This is a genomic window from Bacillus cereus group sp. MYBK15-3, from assembly GCF_051916765.1.
In the GTDB taxonomy this organism is placed as follows: domain Bacteria; phylum Bacillota; class Bacilli; order Bacillales; family Bacillaceae_G; genus Bacillus_A; species Bacillus_A cereus.
In genome coordinates, this window is the sequence record NZ_JBQAHG010000006.1 from 93,938 (window position 1) to 116,857 (window position 22,920).

The window sequence follows — 22,920 nt, forward strand, 5'->3', positions numbered from 1 at the left end:
ATAAGAAGTGTGAACAAAAGACAGTATCTTTTCAGTATACTGACGATATAACAATAAAGAAATGAACCCGTGTAGGTTAATGTAACGCCTATATGGGTTTTATTTATGTACATCTAAGGAGGATACATACAGATGGGTAACATTCCAGAGTATACTTCGTATGCCATTGTGATTTTGGTTGCTCTTTTCGGACTTCGAACACTTTTACAGAGATTCGGTAGAGGTTTGATTGTGAAGAACGTAGGGAAAGACGGGATTCATGCGGTAGATAAGCTCAGCGGGTATGAGTTTGAGGAGTATCTAAAATTGTTGTTTAGGAAGATGAAATACGAGTCCATTTCTACCCAGAAAAAAGGGGATTTCGGAGTCGATATTATCATAAAAGGTAAAAAGAAGAAGGTAGCAGTCCAAGCGAAACGACACGGCGATGGACATAAAGTAGGAATTAACGCTGTGCAAGAGGTCTACGCAGGTATGGTCTATTACGATGCGGACGAGGCGTGGGTTGTTACGAACCGTACGTATACATGGCAAGCAAAGGAGTTAGCAAAAGCTTGCGGTGTAAGGCTTGTAGACCGTACCGAACTGCTTCGTTGGGTTAAAGGTACTGGGGAGTTAGATAGAGGCGACATTGATATTACGTACAATGTGGTGGAGCATGACTGTCCTGTATGTAAGACTGGGAAGATGGTTGTAAGAAATGGGTATCATGGTCGTAAATTTTATGGCTGCAGTAACTATCCGAAATGTAAGAACACCGAAGAGGTAGAAGTACGTTGGGAAGATTAGGTATAGTGGTTGTAGGGAGGGGATTGTGTGATAGGAGCGTTGTACAGTTTAATGTCGTCGAACTTTTTCTGGGGCTATATTGTACCTGCGTATGTTGTGTATCTAGGGGTAAACAACAAAGATGAGTTACTAGGTAAAGAGGGTTATGATAAGGGTATGAAGAGACGCGAGTGGATATTTGTGTTGATGCCGTATGTAAACTTCTTTGGGGCTATACTGATTGTTGGTATGTTCATAATAAAAGGTGTGTTCTGGTTATTCGGAGGGTTTATGGACGATAAACGGAATCATTAAGTAGGTAAGGCATCCTTGTGGTGTCTTTTACTTCACAATAGTATTGACTATAATATAAAATAATGGTATAGTTGAATCAATAAAGCAAAGGTTAGGTGGTTGTTATCTTGGGTAATGCACATAAACTAAGTGTTAGGGTTAATATCTACCCTATGGTAAGCGGTAAAACGTTATACGTGGCGAACGGGGAAGATGTTACCGGAACAACACATGATATTGAAGCGGAAAGCATGCGTGAACTTATGATAGAGTTAAGAAATACTGCTGTACAGTTAGGGCTTACGAGAGCTGATATTGAAATTTTGGGTGAGTTTTATGAGGATGAATTAAAAGAAGATGATAAATTAGTTTGGGCGACAAACATTTTTGAAATATAGGAGATGATTGAATGTATAAGTATAGGCGAGGTAGGTGACCGCATAATCTGCGGTTAACTTTATCTTGGGAGGAATCCTTATGTTAGGAAAAAAGAAGACAGATAAGTTAATCCAAAAGTTGATGGAAGACACGAAGAAGATGTTCTATACCGTGGATATGACCGACAAATGCACGGTTAAAGATGCGGAGTTTAAACTGTATCAGAAGTACGTAGTTGCAAAAGGGTTAGATGAGGATTTATTTGAGACTTCGTTTACAGGTGTACTTGCAGTCTTGACTGAAGGTCTTACGTTAGAGGATATTGAAAAGATGTAAAGGATGCGAAACGCATCCTTTTTCTATAGGAGGTGTTTGTGGTGTTAGGAATTAAATATGTGAAGTGGGGTTCTGGGTACAAGGTATTGCAGTATGGGGAACCTATTGCAGAAGTTGTAAGGGTGACAGGTGGTTGGTGTTGTTATAGAAACGAGGAAGAATATGAGAGTGGCGAAGGTTGCTATGCAACATTACGAAAAGAAGCCGTTAAGGAGTTCTTACGAGTAAAGAAATAATAAAGATATAAGGCATCCATAAGGGTGTCTTTTTAACAAGGAAATATTGACTAAAATATAATAAAATGGTATATTTTAAGAAGTAAAAGAAACGAAATATAGGGGGAATTAAAATGACACAGGTAATCGATACATTGGAAGTACTAGCTGAAAATAAAATTTTGGATTGGGTACAGAATACGCCGTTAAGAAAAGCAGAAGGTGTAGTTTCACCTAAAACAATTGAAAAACTAGATACACATGTAGCGGTTAGGGTTGTAATTCCTAGAGAAGAAGTAGAGGGAGTATTTACGTGGTTAACGGTAGAAAACGTTGTAGAGTATGTAGATGGGAAGTTTGCTGCGCTGACGTTAGGTAAACAGGAGTGTAGCAATGAAGAGGTTATGAAATTTTATTATGGTAGTGCGGTAAAATCAATTGTAGATGTTAGGTATTGTGATGCGTTTCGTGAGGTGTCAGAATATCCTACGGATTGGGGCAGTTTTGAGTTACCTAGTGGAGAAAAGTATTATTTCGAGTTCGCGGTACATGCAATACATAATGAAATTGAAATGACGGTAGCCGCTGCACTTCGTTAGAGGTGTTAGTTGCACCTATTTATTGACTAAAATATAAAAAAGTGGTATACTTTAAATATCAAATAGACGGGGGAGATTCCAGATGGCAAACAAAGTAGATATGCTTACACAAGCAGCGGAGGAAAAACTACATGAGTGGGTGCAAGGGACAGTTTTAAAAGAAGCAAAAAACTTGAGTGAAGTAGATGTGTCAGTTGCTCCTGGGAATGCTGTGACGGCAGTTATCAAAACAACACGTAACGATACAAAGAACCTTTTTGTCTGGTTAGATAAAAATAATGTAAAAGATTACGTGGATGTAGAAGAAGCGAAGGAACTACTAAACAAACAAGAGGTTAGTGGTGCGGAACTAATGGAAATCAATTTTGGTGTATGTTCTACTGCTTCCTATAGTTACTGTAAAAAGGTTGCTGATGTCGTGGATTTCGGGGACAAGTACTGGGGTGCTGAACTTACTTTACCTGACGGAACTCTCTATGACGTGATGTATGTGTTGAGTGCTAAAAACGATGAGGTAGATATTATTGTTCGGGTGTTTGAACGGGATGGAATGATAAATATAAGTAGTTTTCTGGGAGGTGAGTAAAGTGAAACATTTAGGTAAATTAGGTACTGCTGAAGATGTTAAAGCGTGGGAGAAGCAGATTGAGCAAATTATGGCTATAGGTGTGTGTATAGATGATGAGGTTGAGGAAGATATCGATGTGGAACTACCTCCTATGCCATTAGATGTAAATAAAGTATCATTAATCGATAGATGGGTACGAGGGTTTCATTGTTACGACACAGGTTGGATAGGAGATAGTGATTACAAGCTGTACGTACATAAGTACCTGTCAAAACTCCGTAACGTGGATTCTCTGCAGGACAGTAGATTATCAGGGTTAAATGGTTTAGGTAAATCACTAAGCATGTATGGGGCGCTTGTGACGGCTAAAACGTACAAACATGAAAAGAAAGGGTATGTAGTGGAGGTGCTTATTGAAGAGAGCTGCGGGAACGAGACACATTTGAAGCTAATTGAGAAATTCCGTGAGTACTTAAAAGAAAATAATATGTAGTTACTAGTGAGGGGGAGTTGGTTTGAAAGGAGTTATTGGGGGACTTTCCGACCCTATGCTTTATATGGAGTTCAGAGGGGTCGATTCTAGACTGGCTGTTAGTAAGCTCAGAGGGTTTTTAATGACTTACGGCTACGCACAATACTCGAAAAACAAATTCAAGGAAGAAATGAAAGGGGGTAAAGGAACTCGACCTCGAATGCATATGAGGTATGCGGTTTTAGATTTTAACAACTGTTTTGACCTACTCTTACAGATACCTTGGGTGTACTATCGGATGTGGGAGAATTTTAACCCTAAAGGGGATATTCAGAGAGGTGAGGATGGATGGTTAGATAAAGTGGAGGGTAGGTGTTCTTGGAAGCGGTTAAGTGCCGGAATTAAAAAATTAGAAGATGCTGATATGCTTAGGTTTTTAGAGAATCTAGAGAATTTCAGTAATACTTATTTAGAGAATGCTGATAAACCGTTCACTATAAGACAGTTAGCGAATGCTATGAAACATAGGGGATTTATAGATTTATCGGAGTATCAAGTAGGCTATGGTGCGAAAGTTGCAACTGATAAAGCTACGATTCCTAATTATGATAAGAATGGTGGACATCTTAGGTTAGATATAGATTTACATGAAAACGGGGATATGTCTACGCCTACAGGAAAGTGTACAGTTTGGAACATGGATAACGTAAGAGTGGAGTATGAATACGAGGGCGATTGTGTATTCCCTTCCAGTGATTTAGTGGGGAATAAAGTCTATAACTCAGAAAATATTTACATTGAATTATGCAGGTTCGATAAAGAAATTATAAAACTGTTTAATGAGATACGTGGAATAATAGAGCCTAAATTAGAGCTTTTAAATCTAGGTTAGTTATAATTGGAGGATGATGGTTTATGAGATTCAGTACATATGTAAGTAAAAACGAGCAAGATGTTAAAAAGATTGTAGATTTAACATCGTTTCTGATAGATAAAATGAATAATTGGATTGACGGGAGAAAAGGGCTACGAAAAAGAGTGGACGATGAGGTTAGGGTGGATGCATTTGATAAAGAAAACCCGAATAAACAGACGGTTTCAGTGTCGTATCTGGATGGAAACCCTACAAATCTAGAGTTGGCGTACGGTCAGCTTACTATTATAAATATGGTTAGATTACATTATCCGGATTATGTGTTTGATTGTGGTGCGAGAAAAGGGGTAGATGGTTGCGAGCTTTGGTTCTCTGGCGAGAAACGAGAGTATACAGGGTATAAGGGTATGCCAGTGTTGGAACGTATGGCGCTTGAGGAGTTGGCGTTACATGAGTTTCGTAAATTAATAGCATGTACACCGCTAGCAAACATAGAGTTTTCTATGATGCCTAGACGGTTAGTGGATGAAATGAGTTTAATAGATGAAGTTGTATTTGAAATTGAGGCGACAAAGGAAGAGACAAAAGGTCTATTTGACTGGACTCCTGTGAAATCTACAGATGAGTTAATGAGGAATAATGGGTTTTTACTGTTTAATCCGTTTGGGGATATTGATTTGGGTAGTCATGGGGACTCTGACAGACTAGACTTTGATAAAATCACAGAGCAGGTTGATTTCAGATGCCCGCCAACAAGAGAAATTTTTAGATACGCAGAGATGGCTTCTCGAAACTTCTTCGCAGTACATCAAAAACATTTGTGGGTACAGTTTGGGGGCTATGACGGGGTAATCAAGGTACGTGTGACGGTTAAAGATACGGATAGATAAGGGAGTGAAGATGTGTGAAAAAGGGTTGGGTAGTCTTTGATGAAGATGGTGTGTTCGTTCTAACCGATGTAGTCATACATCCTACAAAGAGGGACGCCATTAATGAGGTTTCAGTTGCTCGTTTAGATTCGAATGACAAACCTAAGGTTAAGCGGGTACGTGAGGGAGTGTACTGGTACTATCCACGGGATTGTGATAGCGGGGAGTATGGAGACACTTATATGATACAAAGGTTAGATACGTGCAGTGAAGAGCAGTTGAGAGATGTTGAGGCGACAATTAAAGAGCTTGAGGAATAAGGAGAGGTTATTAATGGCTAAGTATGAAGAATTAAAAGGGAAAATTGTTGAGCATTACTCTGAGGAGTTTCGTCAGAGTAATGATTTAGGGCAAATTATAGAAAACGACGGAGTTATCCATGATGGGATAATCGACTCGTATAACAACGGGGATATTACGGGAAAAGAGTATTATGAATTGCTAGAAATGGGTAATTTCGAATAAGTAAAGAAGTAAAAGACCTTCTCAAACGGGAGGGTCTTTTTGTTTTGATAAATATGTTTGATTAAATTTATAGGTTCGAATATAAAATAAAAAGTAGGTTAACGTATAAAATGAAGATGGGCGGGTTTAATTTGGATAAAAGACTAGATGCAAATGTATTTGCAGTAATATTTGTAGGTTTGCTCTTTGTGGCGGCTGTGTGGTCTGCGTGGGCTGCGGTGGCATCTGTTATGCAGGAAAACGAAGACCAGAGAGTGGCTTTTAGTGAAGGTAAAAAAGTAGAGGCATCTGTAGAAGATAAAGAAATTGTAAAGGGTGGCGGGACTTCTTTTCTTAGTTTTGAGGACGATAAATTTTTCTTATTGGTTCAAAAAGATGGATTAAAGAAGAAGGTTTTGGTGGATAAAGAGCGCTACGATAAGTTGCAGGTTGCCGACTCAGTTAAGGCTGCTGTATATAAAAATAAGTTGTACGTAGAGGGAGATAAGGCAGCGCTCGATGATTGAGTGGCTGCTTTTTTGTTTTGATAAGTAACTAGCAAAAAAGAAAAAGAAGACAAGGTATAGTGAGGGTAACAATAAAAATAAAGGACGTGATGGGTGTGGGAGATAGAGATAGTTTACAGTGGGTAGTACATGAGGTTATGAGACATTGGGTGTTATCTAGCCCGGTTGAAAAGGTATTTGAAGTTGATGCAGAAGGTCGTTTTGTAAAACCTATGGAGTTTCATATGGATGACGATGGGTATGTAGTGGGGATTTTGAGAGCAACAAAAGACCAGACCGAGGGTGTATTCCAGTGGGTTGAAAAAGAGAATGGGATATTTGTGTTAGATGATGAGATTTGCGAGCAGTTCGATTTGATGCTCCGTTTAGGTGAATCGGTGGAGGAGCGTTTGAAGGAGAAGGTTGGTTATGAAGATGTGAAGCTGACGGCATATAGTAGTGAAAACAGTTTAGTGATTGCTGTGAAAGCTAAGAGAGTGCTTGTCGGGCATACAGTGGCGCAGCTTCTTACAGTATGCGAGGTCGCATTGGAGCAAATGAGGGATTGGATTGAGGTAACACCACTTAAGGAAGTAGCGTTCCTTGGGGTAACTTCTAAAATAGCGGAGAGCGATGAATATGATGTATTGTGTGAGCTAACGGCGGAACGAAAACATACGGAGGATGTCTTCCAGTGGGAAATGAAAGACTTTGAGTACCATGTTTCGGATACGTGTCCAAACATGATGAAGATACTGGAATATAGGGGTAGTGTTGCAAACCCTGAGGTATTTAAAGGGATTACAACTAAGCCACACATTGCATTTGATGTAAAATACGACGATGAACTCGTATATTTCGTGGTAGGGGTTAATTTATAAAGCGGGGGCGACCTCGCTTTTTTCTATGGGTTAGATAGGGGAAATAAGTCTTATGAGTTTAGGTAAGTGAAAGTGTATAAGAACGATAGAAAGAAAGTCTAAATAGATAGGATGTGTATAGCTTGTTTAGTTACATTACGTGGGGGTTAGTGATTATTATTCTCCTGCTACTAGCCAAGAGGATAGGACGTGGAGTATTTGGTGTCATGGTCTTTGTGGGGGCGTTATTCTTCTCCATATTCATGCTCGATACGTTCACTACGGTTAACGTGCGAAATTACCTCCCAATCGGCTTTTACGATAAGACGATAGAAGACCCTAAGGGTACGGCTGAGAAGGTCGGAAATAGCCTAAAAGGGGCAGGAGAGAAAGCGGTAGATAAAGTAAACGACGTAGGTGATAATGCGGATAAATATTTTGCCGTGGAAAAGTCAAAAGAGACAGGAGATAAAACGTGGGTAAAGGGCGATGAGTTAGTTGAAAAAGACGGGATGTCGGTAGACAAACAGGATATTGAAGAGGATAAAAAGGGCGGTAAGAAAGACAAGAAGCAGAATAAAACAGCCTTGGTTAGTGGACATAAGGATTTTGTAAAGTATACGGACGTAAAGTCGCTACTACAGACCAAATATAGTAAATTACCTCATGGCGATATCGAGATTATTAAGTCGTTCTCACCGATTTTACAGACAAAAATAGAAGGTGAGAAGGTTGTGGTGTATAACAACACGGATAAATACGAAGATGGATTGTATATCGTAATTAAATAGGAGTAAGTAGGTGGCAAGATGGGAATTAGTTTGTTTGGGTTATTTGGTGTTGTTCTGTTTATTATTTTAGTCGGTGGGGTTTTATATCATATCTATTACTTAGATGGGGTAAAGGATTGGAAAAAACTCACCATTAGCTTTTTCCTTATCTTTGGGGTTGCATCGGTATATATTAGTGGTTTAGGTATGAAGATGCAGACAGAGTTGGTTTGTTTAATGCTCGTTATTATCTTTATTATGCGTTGGGGGAACTTAGGTAAGAAAGTAGAGTATCGACCGTACTTAGATGAGGATGGGGTTAGTGAGTTGGTTGCAGCTGTTGCGCAGTTATCACGTAAAAAGTGCGGGGCAACTATCGTTATTGAAAGAGATTATGATTTAGAAGAAGTGATTGAGACAGGTAAGAGTTTAGATAGTATTCATGTTGATAAAGACGTGATTGAAATGATATGGAAAAACGATGAGACGAACCTTGGGGCTATGGTTATTCGAAATAGCCGAATTATTAGTGTAAACGGTAGGCTGCCGCTCGTTACAAGTAGCCAGTTAAGTAGAGCAGGGGCAGGTATTCGGGAGTATGCTTGCTTAGGTGCTGTGGAAACATTCGAGGCTGCTGCTATTTGTGTAAATGGTTCTACGGGTAAAATCAGTTTGATGGGTCATATTGATAAGGACGTAAACATTGATTTAGGGTTCGAATTAAAGGATATGAATATAGAATCCGGTGTAAGTGAAGAAGCGATTCGGGAGAGGTTAACGATGTTCCTTATAGGTAAAAAGGATGCGCGAACCTTAGATGAGCTAAACAATCCGAAGCCAAAAGAGAGTAAGAAAAAGAAATTAACCAAAGAGGAACGGTTAGAACTTCGGGAGCAAAAGAAACGGGAGCGACTTGAGAAAAAAGAAAAAGGTAAGAAAAAAGAGGAGCCAGAACAGGTGAAAGAACCAGAACCTAAAGGGTTTTTCGGATAGAGACGATACGTGGGTATCGTCTTTTTTCTTAGATTTACATAGACTGAAACAATTCATTTGTTGGATAACGGTAAAGATGAGTAGCAGGGTAGTCATATATAGAAAGAGGGATAAGGCACATGAGCCTAGAGAACAAAACAATACAGGAAATGATTCAGTTACTGGTGGGAGATATTTCACGAATTATTACGGGAGTTCAAATAGATGCAATTCTAAACGAAGGAATCCGGCATGGGTTTCGTGATTTTGTAGGAGACAACGAAGAGAATTGTGAGGTTGTAAGGGATACGTTTATCGGGTTGCGTGAGGCGTTAGCTAAGCGAATTCCAGAGGTTCGAGACGTGTTCATGATTTGGGATGGGTATTTAGTCCCATTGCCGTGTAAAGAAAAAGCAGTGAAGTTGATATGTAGTCAGGATAGAGTAAGCGGGCTAGTCGTGTACGGAGGAGGACAAGCATACCGATTGTTTATGCATGAGGGTAAGGATTGGTATACGGTGTCTCTTGTAAATGCAAACAGAGTACATGGGTTAGCAGATGTAAAAGAACGAATGCATGAATATAGGGTATAAGTAAGAGGGGGATATAGATGAGCTTACCTTCATTTAACGATGAAAAAGGTATTTTGGATAAGGTAGCGTTAAACGATTCTACCTTGCAGGTACGTGAGTTTGACAGTAGTTACATTGGAGATATTCAGTATGCTACAGGGATTTATCATGCACAAAAATTAGGAATGAAGCTAAGACGGTTAGAGGTTGAGTTAAGAGGTGGAGAGTTAGTATTTGACGGCGGGATGTTTCAATCATCTACTGGGAACATTCGGTTCAATCGAGTAAAAGTAAATCCAATGGAGATATTCCGTGGGGTTGTACGTAGAGCAAACGATGAGTCGTTCTTCCGTCCTTCGGTCGAGGGTCACGGTCGGGTGACGTTAGAGAGTAGTTTCCGTTTTATTAAGCTGCTTCGGGTAGCCACGGAGAGTAAGGTTGTATTAGAAAAAGGGCTGTATCTAGCAAGTGCAGGGCAGTTCCAGTTTAAAACAACAAAAAACTTAAACTTAAGCTATATGATGTTTGCAAATAAATCTATGTTTCAAACAGACGTAAGGGGCAAGGGAATTATAGCGTTAGAGCTTCCAGTACATCCTAATGAGTTAGAAAAACATGAGGTACATCCAAACAGACCATTTCGGGTTGATGGGGATTATGTTTTGTATTGGGTAGGAGACTTAAAAAGGACAGTTCGAACATCTAGTACGTTATTCGGGAGTATGGTGAACGGAGAGGGGTTAGTCGAGGAGTACTCGGGTAGTGGGTATGTAGTAACAGCGCCGACCATCGGGTATTACAAAACATTGTCTCTTGGGAAAGATGAGGGGCTGCAGGATACGCCAAACAGTGGTAAGCATCAAAGGGGAGGATTTCTATCCCGGTTATTGGGTAACAGATAAAGAGTTGAGCCTTGCGGTTCGGCTCTTTTTCTATGTAAGGGAAAGCGTATTATTTCTGAAAGTTAACTATACGATAGTAAAATTTATGTGATAGCCAACCGACTATTTGATAAGGCAACCCGAAATAACCGAGATTACTTCGTGTATGATAAAGGAAACGTTACAGGAAGGGCGGTGTGCGATGGATTACGCAGACGTTCATGAAAGCTTGGACGTAAGCCAACTAACAGACACAGAGTTAGATGGGTTTGGTCGTAAACTAAGCAGACAGGTGCTGCTGCATATTGGAATGATTCGGTATGCAGGTTCTGTAAGTATTAAAACATTCGACTTATCTAGACGGGATGTTGGGACGCTCACAGACATAGCAGCTAAGCTAGTGTTAGGTGTGGATAGGTTAGGGATTGATACATATCGTCTGGAGGTAATGAACTTGCTGACATATGTTGGTGATATGGTAGTTAAGCCAGTTGATGGGGTTATATGTAGCAATTCAGTCGTAAAAGACCTACAGAACAACATGATACGCGAGATGAAAGAAGCACGTAACGCTGCACGAAATCGCTCTGGATACTGGAAAATTTATTAACGTACGGAGGGATTTTCAGTGGGAGTGTTAGGTGAGATAATAGAGGTCTTAAAGACGGATACGTTATTGTATTTGGAAATAACAGAAGGTAAAGATGTTGTGAGATATGAGGAAGAAAATACGGATGTAGTGGGGCGCAGAAAGTGCAGTGAGCCTGTTACAAGAGCCGAACTGGGTGAAGTATTTGAGCTACTAACGGATGGAATGAGTAAAGAAGACTCAGGAATATTCGGAGTAGATTTTCAACGCATTTATACAATTTTTAACAATAAAAAGATTTATATTGTAACAACAGTCCTTGCTGACAATCAGATAGCGTTATTCGTTCGGTTTATATAAAAATCATACACAGGGTTAAAGTAGGAGGAGTATATCAAATGGTGGTTAAAGTATCGGATGTAACAAAGAAAGCAGTAGTAAAGAAGAAAGCTAAGAAGGAAGTATTTAAAGTAGATATAGCGAAGTGGCAGGGTCAAGAGAACTTAATTGTAGTTGATGTATCTGCGGTGATGCGTTCTAACTTCATTTCTATGGAGCAACCGTTTGACGGAAGTTATGGGAAATTTAGACGTGAACCAATGAGTTACGAGGTAAATGGAGTTGAGATGAATACATCATCTTTATACGGATTACTACGTTTGTTTAGCAAGTACAAAAAGATTGAGGCGGATTACATTTTCTGTTTTGATACACCTAATAACTTGTTAAAGAAAATCGATGCAAACTATAAAGCGAATCGTGTTCAAATGGGCGATGAGTATTTTGACCAAGTAAACACAGCTTATAAACTACTAAAAGAAGCAGGGTATAAAGTCTTAGCAGCTGACGGGTTAGAGGCTGACCATATGGTGCATGCGGCTGTTGAGCAAAACGCAAGTTTATATGATAATGTTGCAGTTGTTACAAACGATAAGGATTTATCTTGTCTCGTGCAGGATAATGTTGTTTGGTTAAACGTATTAAACAAAAGTGGCGATATTACACTAGAAAATTATGAAAAAGAATTAGGGTGTCCATACAATAGTATTCTATTAAAGAAATGTATGGTGGGAGATAAATCAGATAATATCATCGGTATTTTCAGATTTGGGCAAGCAGCATTTGATAAATTCTTTAGAGAAGAGGGATTGGTTGCCGGAGAGGTTCGAGGTAACGAAAAAGAAATTATTGCAAACGCTGAGACGTTGTCAGATGATAAAAAAGGTCAGGCACTGCATGCGTTAGAGCTGATTTTACCGCTTGAGGTAACGGCAGATGCAAGAGCGAACGATGAAATCAATCGCCAGTTGATGGTGGCATTCATGGATAAGTACGGCATGAAGAGCTTACGGAAAATTTTTGAATAAAGAGGTGCGTTAGCGTGGAGGAAAACAAGGCAGTAGTCCTAAATAAAGAGGACGATTTAGGATTTGAGATTGTAGAGAAGGTCGATAAGAAACCGGGGCTAGACTCTGTTGACGGTATGTATTACGTCGAAGGTACGGTCACGTTAAGTCAGATTTTTATACGTAAAAATGCGGGTACAAATATCGCACCTTCTTGTGGGTATAAGATTGCTGAGATAGCAAGGGACGATGACGGGAACTTCATGTATGACGAGAAGGAAGTAATGGGTGAAGATGATGATGGAAACCCAGTACCTAAGATTGAGAAAATCCCTATCTTGGGGCGCAGATTCCTTATGACAAAAGAAGAAGCAGTAAACTTAGTTGCTCGATACGGGGTACGTAACGCCTATATCGTAACAAGAAGTCGTGAGAAGAAGGATAAGGAGACAGGAGAGGTGTTAGTTGAGGATACTATCACTTACTTGATGCCGTTTCCGGCTCGACTAGAGGCGTTTACGCAAGACGATAGACTGGTTAATGTGTATAAATACGACGAGAACGGGCGCTATGCAAAACCTCTTGAGCTAGCGGTTACAAAAGATGAGTGTACACATCCATTATGGCGCTTAATTGAAGATGACTATCAAAAACGATTAAAGAACAACAACCGTAAAAAAGGCGGTAAGAGTAGACAACAAGACCATTCACGAAGCGTAAGTATGTTAAAACAAACGTTGCAGAAGAGTGCGTTCATATCGAACCCATTTGCAAAATAATAAAAGGAGGATAAGAGTATGAATGACTTTTGGAAGGTAGATAGGATTGTAAAAGTAATAAATCAGTTAGCCGAACGAGGACATTCGGGTATTCCAAATTTAATGACGTACGTAGTAGTTCCTTATACAGCATCTGCAGGGCATAACCCTTACGACTTCGAGAGTGCGGATATTCAGTTAAGTGAGGGGTATGTGGTTGTAAAAGTAGCGAATGACTTATCATTAGTCATTTCGTTAACGGATGATTTCCCTGTTGAGCCTGACCGCAGGATGTTTTTACATCTTGATGAGGTTTCAAAAACAATGACGTTATACTTCAAGGTGTTAAATGACTGGGAACGAGTTTCTCAGCTTGATATGACATCGCCAAATGCAGCTACGGAGTACAAGCAAATTGCGAAGTATGTGGTGCGTGACCGATTGATGTCGGAGTACCAGAAAAAAGGAAACCGTATGCTTACAGAGAATGTAGTAAATCGACAGCTTGACGACGGGGATTGGGAAAATGCATTCGTACGTAATGCGGTTATCGAGGAGATTAAAAACCCATCTCCAGAGTTTATCGCTGCAATTGTAAACCGATTATCAGATACGTATACAACACAGGAAAAACCGTGGATTACAGAGCGTCTAAACCCTATCCATAATGCCGGGTTGGAGGGCATGGTAACGAAGATTGTAAACGAGGGTTTAATCGATGAGCGTAGTAAGTATACGTATATACCAAAACCAAAGGATGAGCCGAAGCAAGAGGTAGAAAAACCTAAAGTCGAGGAAAAGCCGAAGGAAAAAGAAGTTGAAGAGGTAAAAGAGGTAGTAGAAGAGGTTGTTGATAACAAACCTGCCCCAGAAAAGGAGCCAAGTTACTATAATAGTACCAAAGGCACTGAAACGGGCGGGACGGTTAATTTGTCAGATGTAATTGGGGCAAAGTAATAGTCGTAACGGGAAGGGGTGCATAGCATCCCTTTTTTCTGTGAAGGCTTGATATAAGGAGGTTTTTTAGAATGTCAGAACTGTCGTGGACACGTAAATTTAGACCGAAATTAATGGAAGAATATATAGGTAACAGTACAATGAAGGGGAAAATAGCAAGGCTGCTTGAGGTAGGTAAGTTACCGCAGATGATGCTCTTTAAAGGTGACCCGGGTACTGGTAAAACAACAATGGCTAGGTTATTGGCTAAAGCGTTAATGTGCGAGAGACCTGTAAACGGTAAGGCATGTGGCGGTTGTGATACGTGTACGAGAATGGACGAGGATTATATCCAGACGGGTAAATCACCTCGTGGAATCTCAGTATATGAATACGATATAACGAAGATGAATAAACGTGAAGATGCAACGAACATTGTAAGTCGTATGCAAAAGCGTACGTTAGGTGATACAAAGCGTGTGTTTATTCTGGATGAGGTGCAAAGGGCAACGAAAGAGGCGCAAAGTAGCTTCCTTAAGATTACGGAGGAGCCGATTGAGGGTTTATATGTAATTTTATGTACAACTGACCCACAAGACCTGTTAGACGCCTTCAGAAGCCGTTTAATTAGCTTTAACGTACAAAAACCTACTGCTTCTGAAATAGCGCAGAGGTTGGTTACAATCTGTCAATTAGAGGGCGTAGATTACACGATGGAAGGGTTAAAGTTACTGGCTGATAAGTCTGGCAGAACGCCACGTGATACGCTAAACCGTGCTGAGGTTATTGCAGCGAGTACGGGGAACTTAAAACGAAATACAGTACAAGCAGAACTTGAGTTAATCTCTGAGAAAGTATTTGAAGACTTCATTCGTATATGCAAAACAGGAAAACTGCATGAGGTCACAACGCTTACAGCGACAATGGAAGAGAAGAATATAGGGGTTGTCGCATTTGTAGATGGGCTAGGAGATTATGTTGTACAGCTGATGAATATAAGAGCAAGTATCCGTTTAGATAGATATGATGAAATGCAAGTGAAAAAGATGCGTGACTTGATTAAGGGGTTAACGGATAGTGATATTATAAAACTATTGAAAGTATTGAAAGAGTACAGTGGAATTAAACGAAGTGCAGGATTCCTGTTGTACTCCTTGGCTGTAGAGGTAATGACGGCGTTAAAGGTAGAGGAACGAGCGGTTAATGTCACACCAGAAAAGGCAAGCAGCCGATATAAAGAAGTAACAAAGCAGGTAAAGGCAGGCAATACCAACCGAAAACCTGCTGAGGCTACAGATGCGGATATTGAAAGTGCATTCCAAGGAGCAAAACAGGTAAGACGCTAGGAGGTGTATGTGGGTTTGGCAAAACGGGTGAAGTACACGGACTTAATTCAGTATGTGGCAGATAGATGTGGGGTTAGTTACCATAAATCCCACAGAATCATCAAGGAATTAAGTAAGGTACTGAAAGAGAGTATATCTCGAGGGGATACAATCCATTGTGAGGGTTTGTTTACTATCTCGTTTACGTATAAACGAGGCTCTATCTATAAAAATAGGGTATTTGGAATACAGGAGCAGGTAAATGAAGTAATGCATCAATTAGGCGGATTACAAGAGGCGGAAGTAATCGAAGTCGTAAAAGTGTACTACAGACGTATGCATGATTTAGTCGGTCAGGGATATCAAGTGAATGTAAAAGGTATCGGGTATGTGATTCCACGAGAGGGAGAAAACAAAGTGTACTGTGATACACGAGTATCTCCTGTATTGGATAAACCAGATATGGCTGATTTTCTCGTATTAAAGGACTCTGGTGAATTGATACTGGAGCAGGTAGAGAAAAAGGACTTACGTTTTGATATTCAACTAGATGAAAAAGCAAACGTGCCGTACATGGTTATGAAAGAAAGAGAGTTCCGATTTGAGACTGTCGAGATATAGAAGGGAGTGTATTGTGTGAGTGGGTTAAATAAGTTTTGGTTAATTGGCTTTATCGTATTTGTTGTAGTAGTGGGGATTGGACTTATAGCTAACTTGGTGTATAGCTAAGTTGCGGTGTAGGTAATTGGTATAAGGGGATGCGGGTGCATCCCTTTTTATTATCAACAAAGGAGGGTTATTCGTGGCAAAAGATAAGAAAAAGAAACAAGAAGATGGAAAAAAGCCTAGATTTGCAACGGGCAGACGGGCTTGGGATAAAGTAAGTAAAGCTATCAAGTACGATGAGTACCGCAGCGTGTGGAATAAGGTCGGAATCGCTTCCGGCTTAATGATTATATTGGTTGGTGGTACGGTAGGGTACTACACATGGAATACGCCGTTAGATAGAGCCGAGGATACGGCAACTACGGAGTATGAAGATGTAACAAAAGAGCTGCGTAACGAGGTGTCAAAAGAGGTAGGGTTTGAACTACCTACAAAAGAAGAAGTGCAGTCTTTTGTGAGTAAATTAGAGAAACGTAATGGGGATTTACTCCCTATGGGTCGTTACAATGCAATTAAAGAGGAATACGGTGAGAAGGTTGCGGACTGTTATGTTGGGGGATTCCTGGTGAGTACAGGGATGTCAGAGGATGATAAAGAGCAGGTAACTCGAAATATCCGTGCTATGTACGATAAAAACGGTCTTGTAGGTATGCCTAAGCGTGTTGTATTTAATGAGCCGTTCGGAAAGCTAGAGAGTAAGGGTACACAAATGGGGGTAACAGCAACGGATTATTTTGTAGATACAAAAGGGTACGATAAGGTAAAAGGATGGAGTATTGGGTATCCTGCAGTACAACCTTCTGGGTTTAGCGGTATGGACGGGGATAAAAACAATGAAGATATACGTGAGAAGTACAAAGGTAAATCTCTTGTAAGTTTCTTTGCATTTGCTGATGAGGATAAAGATACCGAAGAGGTTATCAACGAGTTAAGTGGGCTTTCTGTCACAATTAATGGGAAGCAAGCAAAACCTGCAGGTACGTTAGTAAAAAATATGGGTCGTGAGGTAGATATGGATTTGAAGGCGGTACCGTTTCTATTAGACTCTGATTCTAAAACAGAAGCAAAAGGGAAAAAGCTGCTTAAGGGTGGCTTAGTGACTGTCGTTTACGAGATTGATAATGAAGCGGTATATAAAGATGAAGCTGCTTTGCAAGACAATGAGGTAGATAAAGCAAAAATGAAGATTGAAGATAAAGAATACGATTTAGTTAGAAATGTAGCGGACTTTAAGGATGACCCTTACATGAACTACTCGGTTAGGGGTTGATAGTATGTTATACCCAACGCACAAGAGGTACGGCATCTTTTTCGGGTTGATGACATTTCCCATTGGTGTCGGTTTAGGGGTCGTTCCTGTCCTCACAGGGGCTATGAGAGCAAGTGATGTAGCGATGGTACTTATTTGTAGCTATATGGCTATGAGAGGGGCAATATTCGGCGCAGAATTCCCTGATATTGATTCACCGGGTTCTATTCCTGCACAGAAGCATCCAATTATAAAGAAGATATTTAGATTTTTCGGGGTAAAACATAGGGGGAAATTTAGTCATGACGTATTTTCCCAGACAATGCTGTTTGGTAGTGTGTACTTTCTATTAACAACGGCAAGTAATCGATGGCTAAACAACCTTGTGACGGCTTCAAATTTCTGGTTAGCGGTTACGGTGTTAGCTACACTATGTTTCGTGTGGTTTGTAAGTTTAGATTTAGTAGATTTATTTAAGTGGGTAGCAAATCTGGGACATAACCAGAGATGGTGGACAATTTTAGATAAAAATCGGTTTAAAATCGGGGCAGGGATTGGCTCAGTGCTAACGGTATTAATGATGATGAGTGGAGTTATTGACGTCTTGGATGCGGTATTTATGCAAGTATCGGTATCGAGTGCGCTTAAAAGTGCAATGATGTTGATTTCAGCGTTTAAGGTGTATACAGTCTTTGCGTTGGCGGGAGTTTACAGTCATTTGTTCGCGGATATGACGACAAAGGCAGGTATTAGTATATTCTTTATTCCGCTTGCTCCGGCTAAGGTTATTTTAAAATTAAAGAAGATACCAATTATCGGGAAGTTGCTAATTCCTACTGAGTTTCGAACAGGTAGTAAGTGGGAAGATTTTAATCGACTTGTAATTACGTGTCTGTGTTTACCTGCTTTCATCATTGCATTATATGCAGTTACAGGGTTTCAAATATTTGATGTGGTAGATACGTCAAATGTAGCAAATAAATAGCAAGGAGGGTAAAGAATGGGTGTTATTGCTGACTTTAAAAGGTTAATGGATTTCCAACGTAAGAAAAATAAAGAGGCAAGCGTAGAGAGAAGCGTTGCAAAGAATAGTGTAGTAGAGAATGAGTTTTACTCAGAGTACAGTTCGTTTACAGCGGGTTTGCAGGAGATGTTAGATAAACATTTAGGTGAAGGTAAATGTAAAGAGGTAACGTATGAACCTCTAAAACCTGAGCATGCAAAATACTTTATTGCGGTTATGGATGACCAACAATTTAAACCTTACTACCATATGGAGAAAACGGTGGGTGGAGAGTTTTCGTTTAAACTTATAGATTTTGAGGATTCTGTAAAAGAGTTTAGCGATGAGGAAGATGAGATATACGGTTTGTAGGGGTAGAAAGTGGGTAGGGTTAGATAGTGCTTACATAGAGTAAACCCCTATCGGTAAGTACCGATAACTTAATTATAACAAGCACAAGAATACCTCGAATGGCTGTGGAGTCCCCCACAGTCATTTCCTATGTTTTGAGACTTAGTGTTGACTTAATGTAGACCTAAGGTTGACTAGGTAGAATACAGGAAGAAAAGAGAATAGGAAGTATAAGAGCGATAAAAATTCGTGTGACTTTGAGTAGACTTAACGTAGACTTAAAGTTGACTTATACATAGATAGCAGTAAGGGTAAAGAGCCAGATGTTGATAACATTTTGGCTCTTTTTTCTTTGAAAGTAGATAGACTTGGGAATTGAGATAGGTATAGGAGTGCGATAGAGGAGGATGATATTTTTGTGGTTTCGAGAGTTGAGTTTATTTTGGAAGATTGTCTTGGGTTCACTTGGTGCGATACTTATTGGTTTTGTTTCAATAGCAGTAATGGCAGGAGTGAACGGAGCAAAAGCGGGCGAAAGTTCTGGCGGAAGGGAGTCCACAACGACGGCTGACTTATCTGCGGTTAAAGAAGCAATGAGTAGCAATAACGAGCAGGATAGGGTAGATGCTGAATTAGAGGCGGAAAACTACGAGAGTAAGAGTCCAGATAAAGAAGATATGTCTACGTTTCTAAAAGATTATGAAACAAAAATACCTGCTGATGATGAGTCGTTAGAGGATGGTATTTATGTATTCTACGATAAGACGAAGAAGAGTGCGGATATCATTAAGGATAAAGTCGGGGAATACATCAAAGCAGATAAAGGGTACAAGGTTATTCCGTACTACATGAATGATGAAAGCTCAGGAATTGCAGGGTTAACAGTTCTTGCTAGGTTGCTAGAAGATAAATCGGTTTGGACAACGCATGATTTTCCTGAGGCGATATTTGTACGAAATAACTCAGTAGTTACAGTGTATAAACAAGGAAATCCGTTAGAAGAGTTGCCGAGAAATTACGTTAAATAAGAGGGGAGGGTTTAGTGATGAAGATGTACCATAAAATTGTACATGGTGTGTGTGCGTTAGGTATGGCAGCTGCCATGTTTAGTTTCAACCCTAAAGATGTACATGCAATTCGGCAGAACAAGTTAGATGACCCTGCACCTAATACAGCATCTTTAGAGATTGAACAGGCAATTGCAAAAGGTAAAGAGTTGGTAGGGGTTACAGACTACTGGTGGGGCGGAGGTCATGGTGGAGCTGACACCAAACAGTACAATGACAACCCACCAAAATTGGACTGCTCCAGTTTCGTCCATTGGGCGTATAACAAAGGGGCAGGAATGATGCTAGGTGAGGTAGGAACAACTACTTCATATAAACAGTACTTCAGTAAGTACAAACTGACAGGTTTAAAGAAAGAAGACTTTAAGCGTGGCGACCTTGTCTATCTAAACGGAGGGACGCATATCGTTATTTGGTTAGGTGGAGATGCGTTTATTGGCTGTCAGGGGTATGGTTCTCCCGATAAAAAAGGTGGAGTACAGATTTCAGATACAAAAGGGTATAAAATCGATGGTGTTGTTATCCGTATCGATAAAAGCTCAGAGGGCGTTAAGCCGGGGAAAGCTGAGCCGCTTAAAAACGGTTCGGTTACAGGAACTACAGGCGGAACAACTACTGAGAAAAAAGAGGGAGAAGGTACAACAGCTGCAACTGGTGGAAGTTACAAAGAGCCATTTAATCCGTTTATACAAGTAGAACAAAAAGGAAATGTAAAGGGTGCAGATGCAGGAGATAGAGTGTTAAGTCAAGATGTATACATGGCAGTAAACGATTGGTTTAAGAAAGCGCAGCATGGTTTGTTTATTCTAGCTATGTTACTTTCAGCGGTTCTTATTGTATATACGTCCTCGGTTATTGTTTGGTATTTTGCATTATTGCCGCGAAATGGAGCAAAAGGGTTGAATATGTTTGAGAAGTTTAGCGGTATGGATGCCATTCACGATAGACGTACATCGCTTGACTTGTGTGGAAGATGGGTAGTTAGTATCGCTATCCTTGGATTCTTTGTCTCAAAATCGTATGTAGTTGTAATGAGTGGGATTTACAAAGGTATCCTGACTATTATGAGTTAACTGAAATGCAACATGGTTGGAAATGGTTTTATATACATAGGCATGAACCATGTTTATGTACTTACAATCGAATAGGAGGGATACCGAATGGAAACTGGTGGACAACAAGGATTATCGGATATCGTCAATTTTTTTAACATGCAGTCAACAACTGGTGATGTATCGCAGGCGCTTTCAGCATCTGGTTGGGCATTCAAAATTGCGTTATTCTTAATCATGACAATCGGTGCTTTAGCAATGGCTATTTGGTTATCTCGTATTGCAGTAGATATCATCTGCTTAGTAACACGAGGAACGGCTATTGAATCTAAAATGGGCAAATTCGGTACAGGTAAGGGTGACAGTTACTCTTCAGTTGGAGCATATGCTAAAGGTAATTTAGTAGAAATTATCTTAGTAATCGTACTTATCACATTCTTGATGACTGGTTGGTTATTCCGATTAATCGCAATGGCTCTAAGCGGTATTGGAATCTTAATGAACAAACTATTAGGCTTGGATATTTCGGGCGGATTGGCAACTTTAGATGCTGATGCATTTAAAGAAAACATCTCAGCTCGCCGTACAACAAGCTTACGTAACCAGTACGATGATGAGTTATCTTCAGTTCGTCACTACGCTAACGTGTTATACGATAAAGCTAAAGACGGAGCTATTTCAGATGACCCTGCTTTCAACCAAGCAAAATCAATGTATACTCAATCAATGGTTAAAGCTGACTTATTAGCAGCTGAGTTAAATAAACGTAAAGCTTCTGACGAAATGAAATTAGGTGCTGATTACTTCAAACAACATCTTCGCCAAAACGGAGATGGAGCTTGTAACAAATCATTCCTAGTAAATGACGTTCAAAGCACATACGGTAAAACAATCTCTTGCGCAGGTTAATCTGTTAAAAAGAGTAAAAGAGGATTCCATCGGAGTCCTCTTTTTTATTGGATTTTAAGGGGAAGTAGAAAGAACGTAACACGATAGATAAAAGAGTAAAAAGGAGGGGATTGAGTTGCGGAACAAGGCGTTAAAACTGGGGATGGCTTGTCTACTATTCCTACTTATCTGCATACCTAGTTTACTAGTTCCATCACCTGCAATGGCGGAGGATTGGGGGAGTTTTAACCTTATGACCAAAAACTCACCGGGTGTAACAGCCGAGAAGATAAATGAGGTCGCTAGAAGTAGAGGAAGTGACTGGTTAGTGATTGGGGATTCTGTCATGAAAGCCAGTACCGAGACAGGAATAAATGCTTCTTTCATGATAGCGCAGCTCGTTATGGAGAGTGGTTGGAAATATAAGAGCTGTATGCCCAAGGATGCGTACAATTTCGGGAACATTAAAGGACAAGGGACGGCAGGGTCGACCCATTGTTCAAGCGGAGCGTATGCGAAGAATAACAATGCGGACGAAGGTTTCCGTATGTATGCGGAGTATATTGCGAGATATCCAAAAGGGACTGCTCCTGCAACAGATACACATAAAGCGGGAGAACCTTTAGAGACAATTAAGAAAATGCTTACGGTATATGCGCCTGAGAGTGATGGAAACAATCATGCGGAGTATATAGCGACAATGAAGGGAATTATGACGCAGTTAGGTCAGGATTATAGCGGAGAATTGGCAGTAGGTACAGGTGGCGGAGGGGTCACACCTACAAAAGACGGGGCGCAAATAAAGCAGCCTGACGGAACAGTGAAAGAAATTAAGTTCTGGATGGAGCCGAAAGTGGGATTAGGTTCAAGTAAGGGGGTGACTGGTAGCTCTGATGAGTTTGATGGAGCAATGGCTAACGCTTTTAGTGAAGGCTCTAAAACTGCAAATAAGTGGCTTGTGAGGAGTGGAGTTGTTTTATCCGCTTGTTTACTAACCTATATTGCTGCTTCGGTTGCTATGTATGTAGTGGCGGTTAATGGGTACGCAAGCGGTCGAGTATTTGAAAAGATGACAGGAATTACAGATGCCGATTATGGAAAGAGAACTATAATGAAGCTAACAGCTAGGGCATCCTTAGGTATTGGGGTCGCTGCGTTCTTCCTTACTAGTATGTATGTACAGGCAATGCACGGGATTTACAGTGGTGTGTTAAAGGTAGTTAATATCATATCTGGATAACAAATGAAGATG

The 22,920-nt window shown here is 40.2% G+C and carries 32 protein-coding genes; all 32 read left to right on the plus strand.

The features are described 5' to 3' along the window. The first annotated feature begins 132 nt into the window (after positions 1-132). The 32 genes from ACTFR8_RS22555 (at position 133) to ACTFR8_RS22710 (ending at position 22,908) form a co-directional block, all read left to right on the plus strand. On the plus strand, positions 133-789 hold the full coding sequence (locus tag ACTFR8_RS22555; protein WP_221660291.1) for a restriction endonuclease: 657 nt from the start codon (positions 133-135) through the stop codon (positions 787-789). Positions 790-816: 27 nt separating this feature from the next. Then, a complete protein-coding gene (locus ACTFR8_RS22560) occupies positions 817-1,083 on the plus strand; it encodes a hypothetical protein (RefSeq protein ID WP_193635261.1) in 267 nt (88 codons plus the stop codon). A gap of 107 nt (positions 1,084-1,190) precedes the next feature. Beyond that, complete coding sequence (locus ACTFR8_RS22565; protein WP_440027989.1) at positions 1,191-1,460, plus strand: hypothetical protein; 270 nt, start codon at positions 1,191-1,193, stop codon at positions 1,458-1,460. A 79-nt stretch (positions 1,461-1,539) separates the two neighbouring features. Then, positions 1,540-1,776, plus strand: coding sequence for a hypothetical protein (locus ACTFR8_RS22570; RefSeq protein WP_440027991.1), 237 nt, complete (start codon positions 1,540-1,542; stop codon positions 1,774-1,776). A gap of 41 nt (positions 1,777-1,817) precedes the next feature. Then, positions 1,818-2,012: a hypothetical protein gene (locus ACTFR8_RS22575; RefSeq protein WP_440027994.1), complete on the plus strand. Its 195-nt coding sequence runs from the start codon at positions 1,818-1,820 to the stop codon at positions 2,010-2,012. Positions 2,013-2,125: 113 nt separating this feature from the next. Further along, positions 2,126-2,590 carry a hypothetical protein gene (locus tag ACTFR8_RS22580; RefSeq protein ID WP_440027996.1) on the plus strand — a complete coding sequence of 155 codons (465 nt, stop codon included), beginning with the start codon at positions 2,126-2,128 and terminating at the stop codon, positions 2,588-2,590. A gap of 82 nt (positions 2,591-2,672) precedes the next feature. Further along, positions 2,673-3,176: a hypothetical protein gene (locus ACTFR8_RS22585; protein ID WP_440027999.1), complete on the plus strand. Its 504-nt coding sequence runs from the start codon at positions 2,673-2,675 to the stop codon at positions 3,174-3,176. Between the two features lies 1 nt (position 3,177). After that, a complete protein-coding gene (locus ACTFR8_RS22590) occupies positions 3,178-3,651 on the plus strand; it encodes a hypothetical protein (RefSeq protein WP_440028002.1) in 474 nt (157 codons plus the stop codon). 22 nt (positions 3,652-3,673) lie between these two features. After that, positions 3,674-4,522: a hypothetical protein gene (locus ACTFR8_RS22595; protein ID WP_440028005.1), complete on the plus strand. Its 849-nt coding sequence runs from the start codon at positions 3,674-3,676 to the stop codon at positions 4,520-4,522. 23 nt (positions 4,523-4,545) lie between these two features. Continuing rightward, on the plus strand, positions 4,546-5,394 hold the full coding sequence (locus tag ACTFR8_RS22600) for a hypothetical protein (RefSeq protein ID WP_440028007.1): 849 nt from the start codon (positions 4,546-4,548) through the stop codon (positions 5,392-5,394). A gap of 14 nt (positions 5,395-5,408) precedes the next feature. Next, entirely contained in the window at positions 5,409-5,693 is a 285-nt protein-coding gene (locus tag ACTFR8_RS22605) for a hypothetical protein (RefSeq protein ID WP_440028009.1), read from the plus strand. Positions 5,694-5,706: 13 nt separating this feature from the next. Beyond that, positions 5,707-5,898, plus strand: coding sequence for a hypothetical protein (locus ACTFR8_RS22610; RefSeq protein WP_440028011.1), 192 nt, complete (start codon positions 5,707-5,709; stop codon positions 5,896-5,898). Between the two features lie 131 nt (positions 5,899-6,029). After that, on the plus strand, positions 6,030-6,404 hold the full coding sequence (locus ACTFR8_RS22615; RefSeq protein WP_440028014.1) for a hypothetical protein: 375 nt from the start codon (positions 6,030-6,032) through the stop codon (positions 6,402-6,404). A 95-nt stretch (positions 6,405-6,499) separates the two neighbouring features. Next, on the plus strand, positions 6,500-7,264 hold the full coding sequence (locus ACTFR8_RS22620) for a hypothetical protein (RefSeq protein WP_440028016.1): 765 nt from the start codon (positions 6,500-6,502) through the stop codon (positions 7,262-7,264). A 206-nt stretch (positions 7,265-7,470) separates the two neighbouring features. Next, complete coding sequence (locus ACTFR8_RS22625) at positions 7,471-8,034, plus strand: hypothetical protein (RefSeq protein ID WP_221660301.1); 564 nt, start codon at positions 7,471-7,473, stop codon at positions 8,032-8,034. 18 nt (positions 8,035-8,052) lie between these two features. Further along, on the plus strand, positions 8,053-9,006 hold the full coding sequence (locus tag ACTFR8_RS22630; RefSeq protein WP_440028019.1) for a diadenylate cyclase: 954 nt from the start codon (positions 8,053-8,055) through the stop codon (positions 9,004-9,006). A 119-nt stretch (positions 9,007-9,125) separates the two neighbouring features. After that, complete coding sequence (locus tag ACTFR8_RS22635) at positions 9,126-9,578, plus strand: hypothetical protein (protein WP_221660303.1); 453 nt, start codon at positions 9,126-9,128, stop codon at positions 9,576-9,578. A gap of 17 nt (positions 9,579-9,595) precedes the next feature. Then, positions 9,596-10,459: an AIM24 family protein gene (locus ACTFR8_RS22640; RefSeq protein ID WP_440028021.1), complete on the plus strand. Its 864-nt coding sequence runs from the start codon at positions 9,596-9,598 to the stop codon at positions 10,457-10,459. Between the two features lie 181 nt (positions 10,460-10,640). Continuing rightward, on the plus strand, positions 10,641-11,048 hold the full coding sequence (locus ACTFR8_RS22645; RefSeq protein WP_221660305.1) for a hypothetical protein: 408 nt from the start codon (positions 10,641-10,643) through the stop codon (positions 11,046-11,048). 18 nt (positions 11,049-11,066) lie between these two features. Then, on the plus strand, positions 11,067-11,387 hold the full coding sequence (locus ACTFR8_RS22650; RefSeq protein WP_221660306.1) for a hypothetical protein: 321 nt from the start codon (positions 11,067-11,069) through the stop codon (positions 11,385-11,387). A 38-nt stretch (positions 11,388-11,425) separates the two neighbouring features. Beyond that, a complete protein-coding gene (locus ACTFR8_RS22655) occupies positions 11,426-12,394 on the plus strand; it encodes a hypothetical protein (protein ID WP_221660307.1) in 969 nt (322 codons plus the stop codon). Between the two features lie 14 nt (positions 12,395-12,408). After that, the gene (locus tag ACTFR8_RS22660; protein WP_221660308.1) at positions 12,409-13,152 is read left to right on the plus strand and encodes a hypothetical protein; all 744 of its coding nucleotides are present in this window, start codon (positions 12,409-12,411) and stop codon (positions 13,150-13,152) included. A gap of 18 nt (positions 13,153-13,170) precedes the next feature. Continuing rightward, complete coding sequence (locus ACTFR8_RS22665) at positions 13,171-14,088, plus strand: hypothetical protein (RefSeq protein WP_440028025.1); 918 nt, start codon at positions 13,171-13,173, stop codon at positions 14,086-14,088. A 71-nt stretch (positions 14,089-14,159) separates the two neighbouring features. Then, entirely contained in the window at positions 14,160-15,413 is a 1,254-nt protein-coding gene (locus tag ACTFR8_RS22670; protein ID WP_440028027.1) for a DNA polymerase III subunit, read from the plus strand. Positions 15,414-15,428: 15 nt separating this feature from the next. Further along, complete coding sequence (locus ACTFR8_RS22675) at positions 15,429-16,013, plus strand: HU family DNA-binding protein (protein ID WP_221660311.1); 585 nt, start codon at positions 15,429-15,431, stop codon at positions 16,011-16,013. A 181-nt stretch (positions 16,014-16,194) separates the two neighbouring features. Next, positions 16,195-17,328, plus strand: a complete 1,134-nt coding sequence (locus ACTFR8_RS22680; protein ID WP_440028030.1) for a hypothetical protein — start codon at positions 16,195-16,197, stop codon at positions 17,326-17,328. A 4-nt stretch (positions 17,329-17,332) separates the two neighbouring features. Further along, the gene (locus tag ACTFR8_RS22685; protein WP_440028033.1) at positions 17,333-18,292 is read left to right on the plus strand and encodes a hypothetical protein; all 960 of its coding nucleotides are present in this window, start codon (positions 17,333-17,335) and stop codon (positions 18,290-18,292) included. A gap of 15 nt (positions 18,293-18,307) precedes the next feature. Next, complete coding sequence (locus ACTFR8_RS22690) at positions 18,308-18,682, plus strand: hypothetical protein (RefSeq protein ID WP_221660314.1); 375 nt, start codon at positions 18,308-18,310, stop codon at positions 18,680-18,682. 395 nt (positions 18,683-19,077) lie between these two features. After that, positions 19,078-19,689 (plus strand): hypothetical protein, encoded by a 612-nt coding sequence (locus tag ACTFR8_RS22695; RefSeq protein ID WP_221660315.1) that lies wholly within the window; start codon positions 19,078-19,080, stop codon positions 19,687-19,689. 17 nt (positions 19,690-19,706) lie between these two features. Then, positions 19,707-20,801 carry an NlpC/P60 family protein gene (locus ACTFR8_RS22700; RefSeq protein WP_440028037.1) on the plus strand — a complete coding sequence of 365 codons (1,095 nt, stop codon included), beginning with the start codon at positions 19,707-19,709 and terminating at the stop codon, positions 20,799-20,801. A gap of 87 nt (positions 20,802-20,888) precedes the next feature. Next, complete coding sequence (locus ACTFR8_RS22705) at positions 20,889-21,689, plus strand: hypothetical protein (RefSeq protein ID WP_221660317.1); 801 nt, start codon at positions 20,889-20,891, stop codon at positions 21,687-21,689. 115 nt (positions 21,690-21,804) lie between these two features. After that, the gene (locus tag ACTFR8_RS22710; RefSeq protein WP_221660318.1) at positions 21,805-22,908 is read left to right on the plus strand and encodes a glucosaminidase domain-containing protein; all 1,104 of its coding nucleotides are present in this window, start codon (positions 21,805-21,807) and stop codon (positions 22,906-22,908) included. Positions 22,909-22,920 lie beyond the last annotated feature (12 nt).

Excerpts from the sequence above, each read along its gene's own strand:
- ACTFR8_RS22585 (WP_440027999.1), top strand. The coding sequence starts at position 2,673 with ATGGCAAACAAAGTAGATATGCTTACACAAGCAGCGGAGGAAAAACTA.
- ACTFR8_RS22665 (WP_440028025.1), top strand. The coding sequence starts at position 13,171 with ATGAATGACTTTTGGAAGGTAGATAGGATTGTAAAAGTAATAAATCAG.
- ACTFR8_RS22640 (WP_440028021.1), top strand. The coding sequence starts at position 9,596 with ATGAGCTTACCTTCATTTAACGATGAAAAAGGTATTTTGGATAAGGTA.
- ACTFR8_RS22655 (WP_221660307.1), top strand. The coding sequence starts at position 11,426 with ATGGTGGTTAAAGTATCGGATGTAACAAAGAAAGCAGTAGTAAAGAAG.
- ACTFR8_RS22580 (WP_440027996.1), top strand. The coding sequence starts at position 2,126 with ATGACACAGGTAATCGATACATTGGAAGTACTAGCTGAAAATAAAATT.
- ACTFR8_RS22690 (WP_221660314.1), top strand. The coding sequence starts at position 18,308 with ATGGGTGTTATTGCTGACTTTAAAAGGTTAATGGATTTCCAACGTAAG.
- ACTFR8_RS22645 (WP_221660305.1), top strand. The coding sequence starts at position 10,641 with ATGGATTACGCAGACGTTCATGAAAGCTTGGACGTAAGCCAACTAACA.
- ACTFR8_RS22670 (WP_440028027.1), top strand. The coding sequence starts at position 14,160 with ATGTCAGAACTGTCGTGGACACGTAAATTTAGACCGAAATTAATGGAA.
- ACTFR8_RS22600 (WP_440028007.1), top strand. The coding sequence starts at position 4,546 with ATGAGATTCAGTACATATGTAAGTAAAAACGAGCAAGATGTTAAAAAG.
- ACTFR8_RS22610 (WP_440028011.1), top strand. The coding sequence starts at position 5,707 with ATGGCTAAGTATGAAGAATTAAAAGGGAAAATTGTTGAGCATTACTCT.
- ACTFR8_RS22630 (WP_440028019.1), top strand. The coding sequence starts at position 8,053 with ATGGGAATTAGTTTGTTTGGGTTATTTGGTGTTGTTCTGTTTATTATT.
- ACTFR8_RS22625 (WP_221660301.1), top strand. The coding sequence starts at position 7,471 with ATGGTCTTTGTGGGGGCGTTATTCTTCTCCATATTCATGCTCGATACG.
- ACTFR8_RS22700 (WP_440028037.1), top strand. The coding sequence starts at position 19,707 with ATGAAGATGTACCATAAAATTGTACATGGTGTGTGTGCGTTAGGTATG.
- ACTFR8_RS22570 (WP_440027991.1), top strand. The coding sequence starts at position 1,540 with ATGTTAGGAAAAAAGAAGACAGATAAGTTAATCCAAAAGTTGATGGAA.
- ACTFR8_RS22635 (WP_221660303.1), top strand. The coding sequence starts at position 9,126 with ATGAGCCTAGAGAACAAAACAATACAGGAAATGATTCAGTTACTGGTG.
- ACTFR8_RS22685 (WP_440028033.1), top strand. The coding sequence starts at position 17,333 with ATGTTATACCCAACGCACAAGAGGTACGGCATCTTTTTCGGGTTGATG.
- ACTFR8_RS22705 (WP_221660317.1), top strand. The coding sequence starts at position 20,889 with ATGGAAACTGGTGGACAACAAGGATTATCGGATATCGTCAATTTTTTT.
- ACTFR8_RS22555 (WP_221660291.1), top strand. The coding sequence starts at position 133 with ATGGGTAACATTCCAGAGTATACTTCGTATGCCATTGTGATTTTGGTT.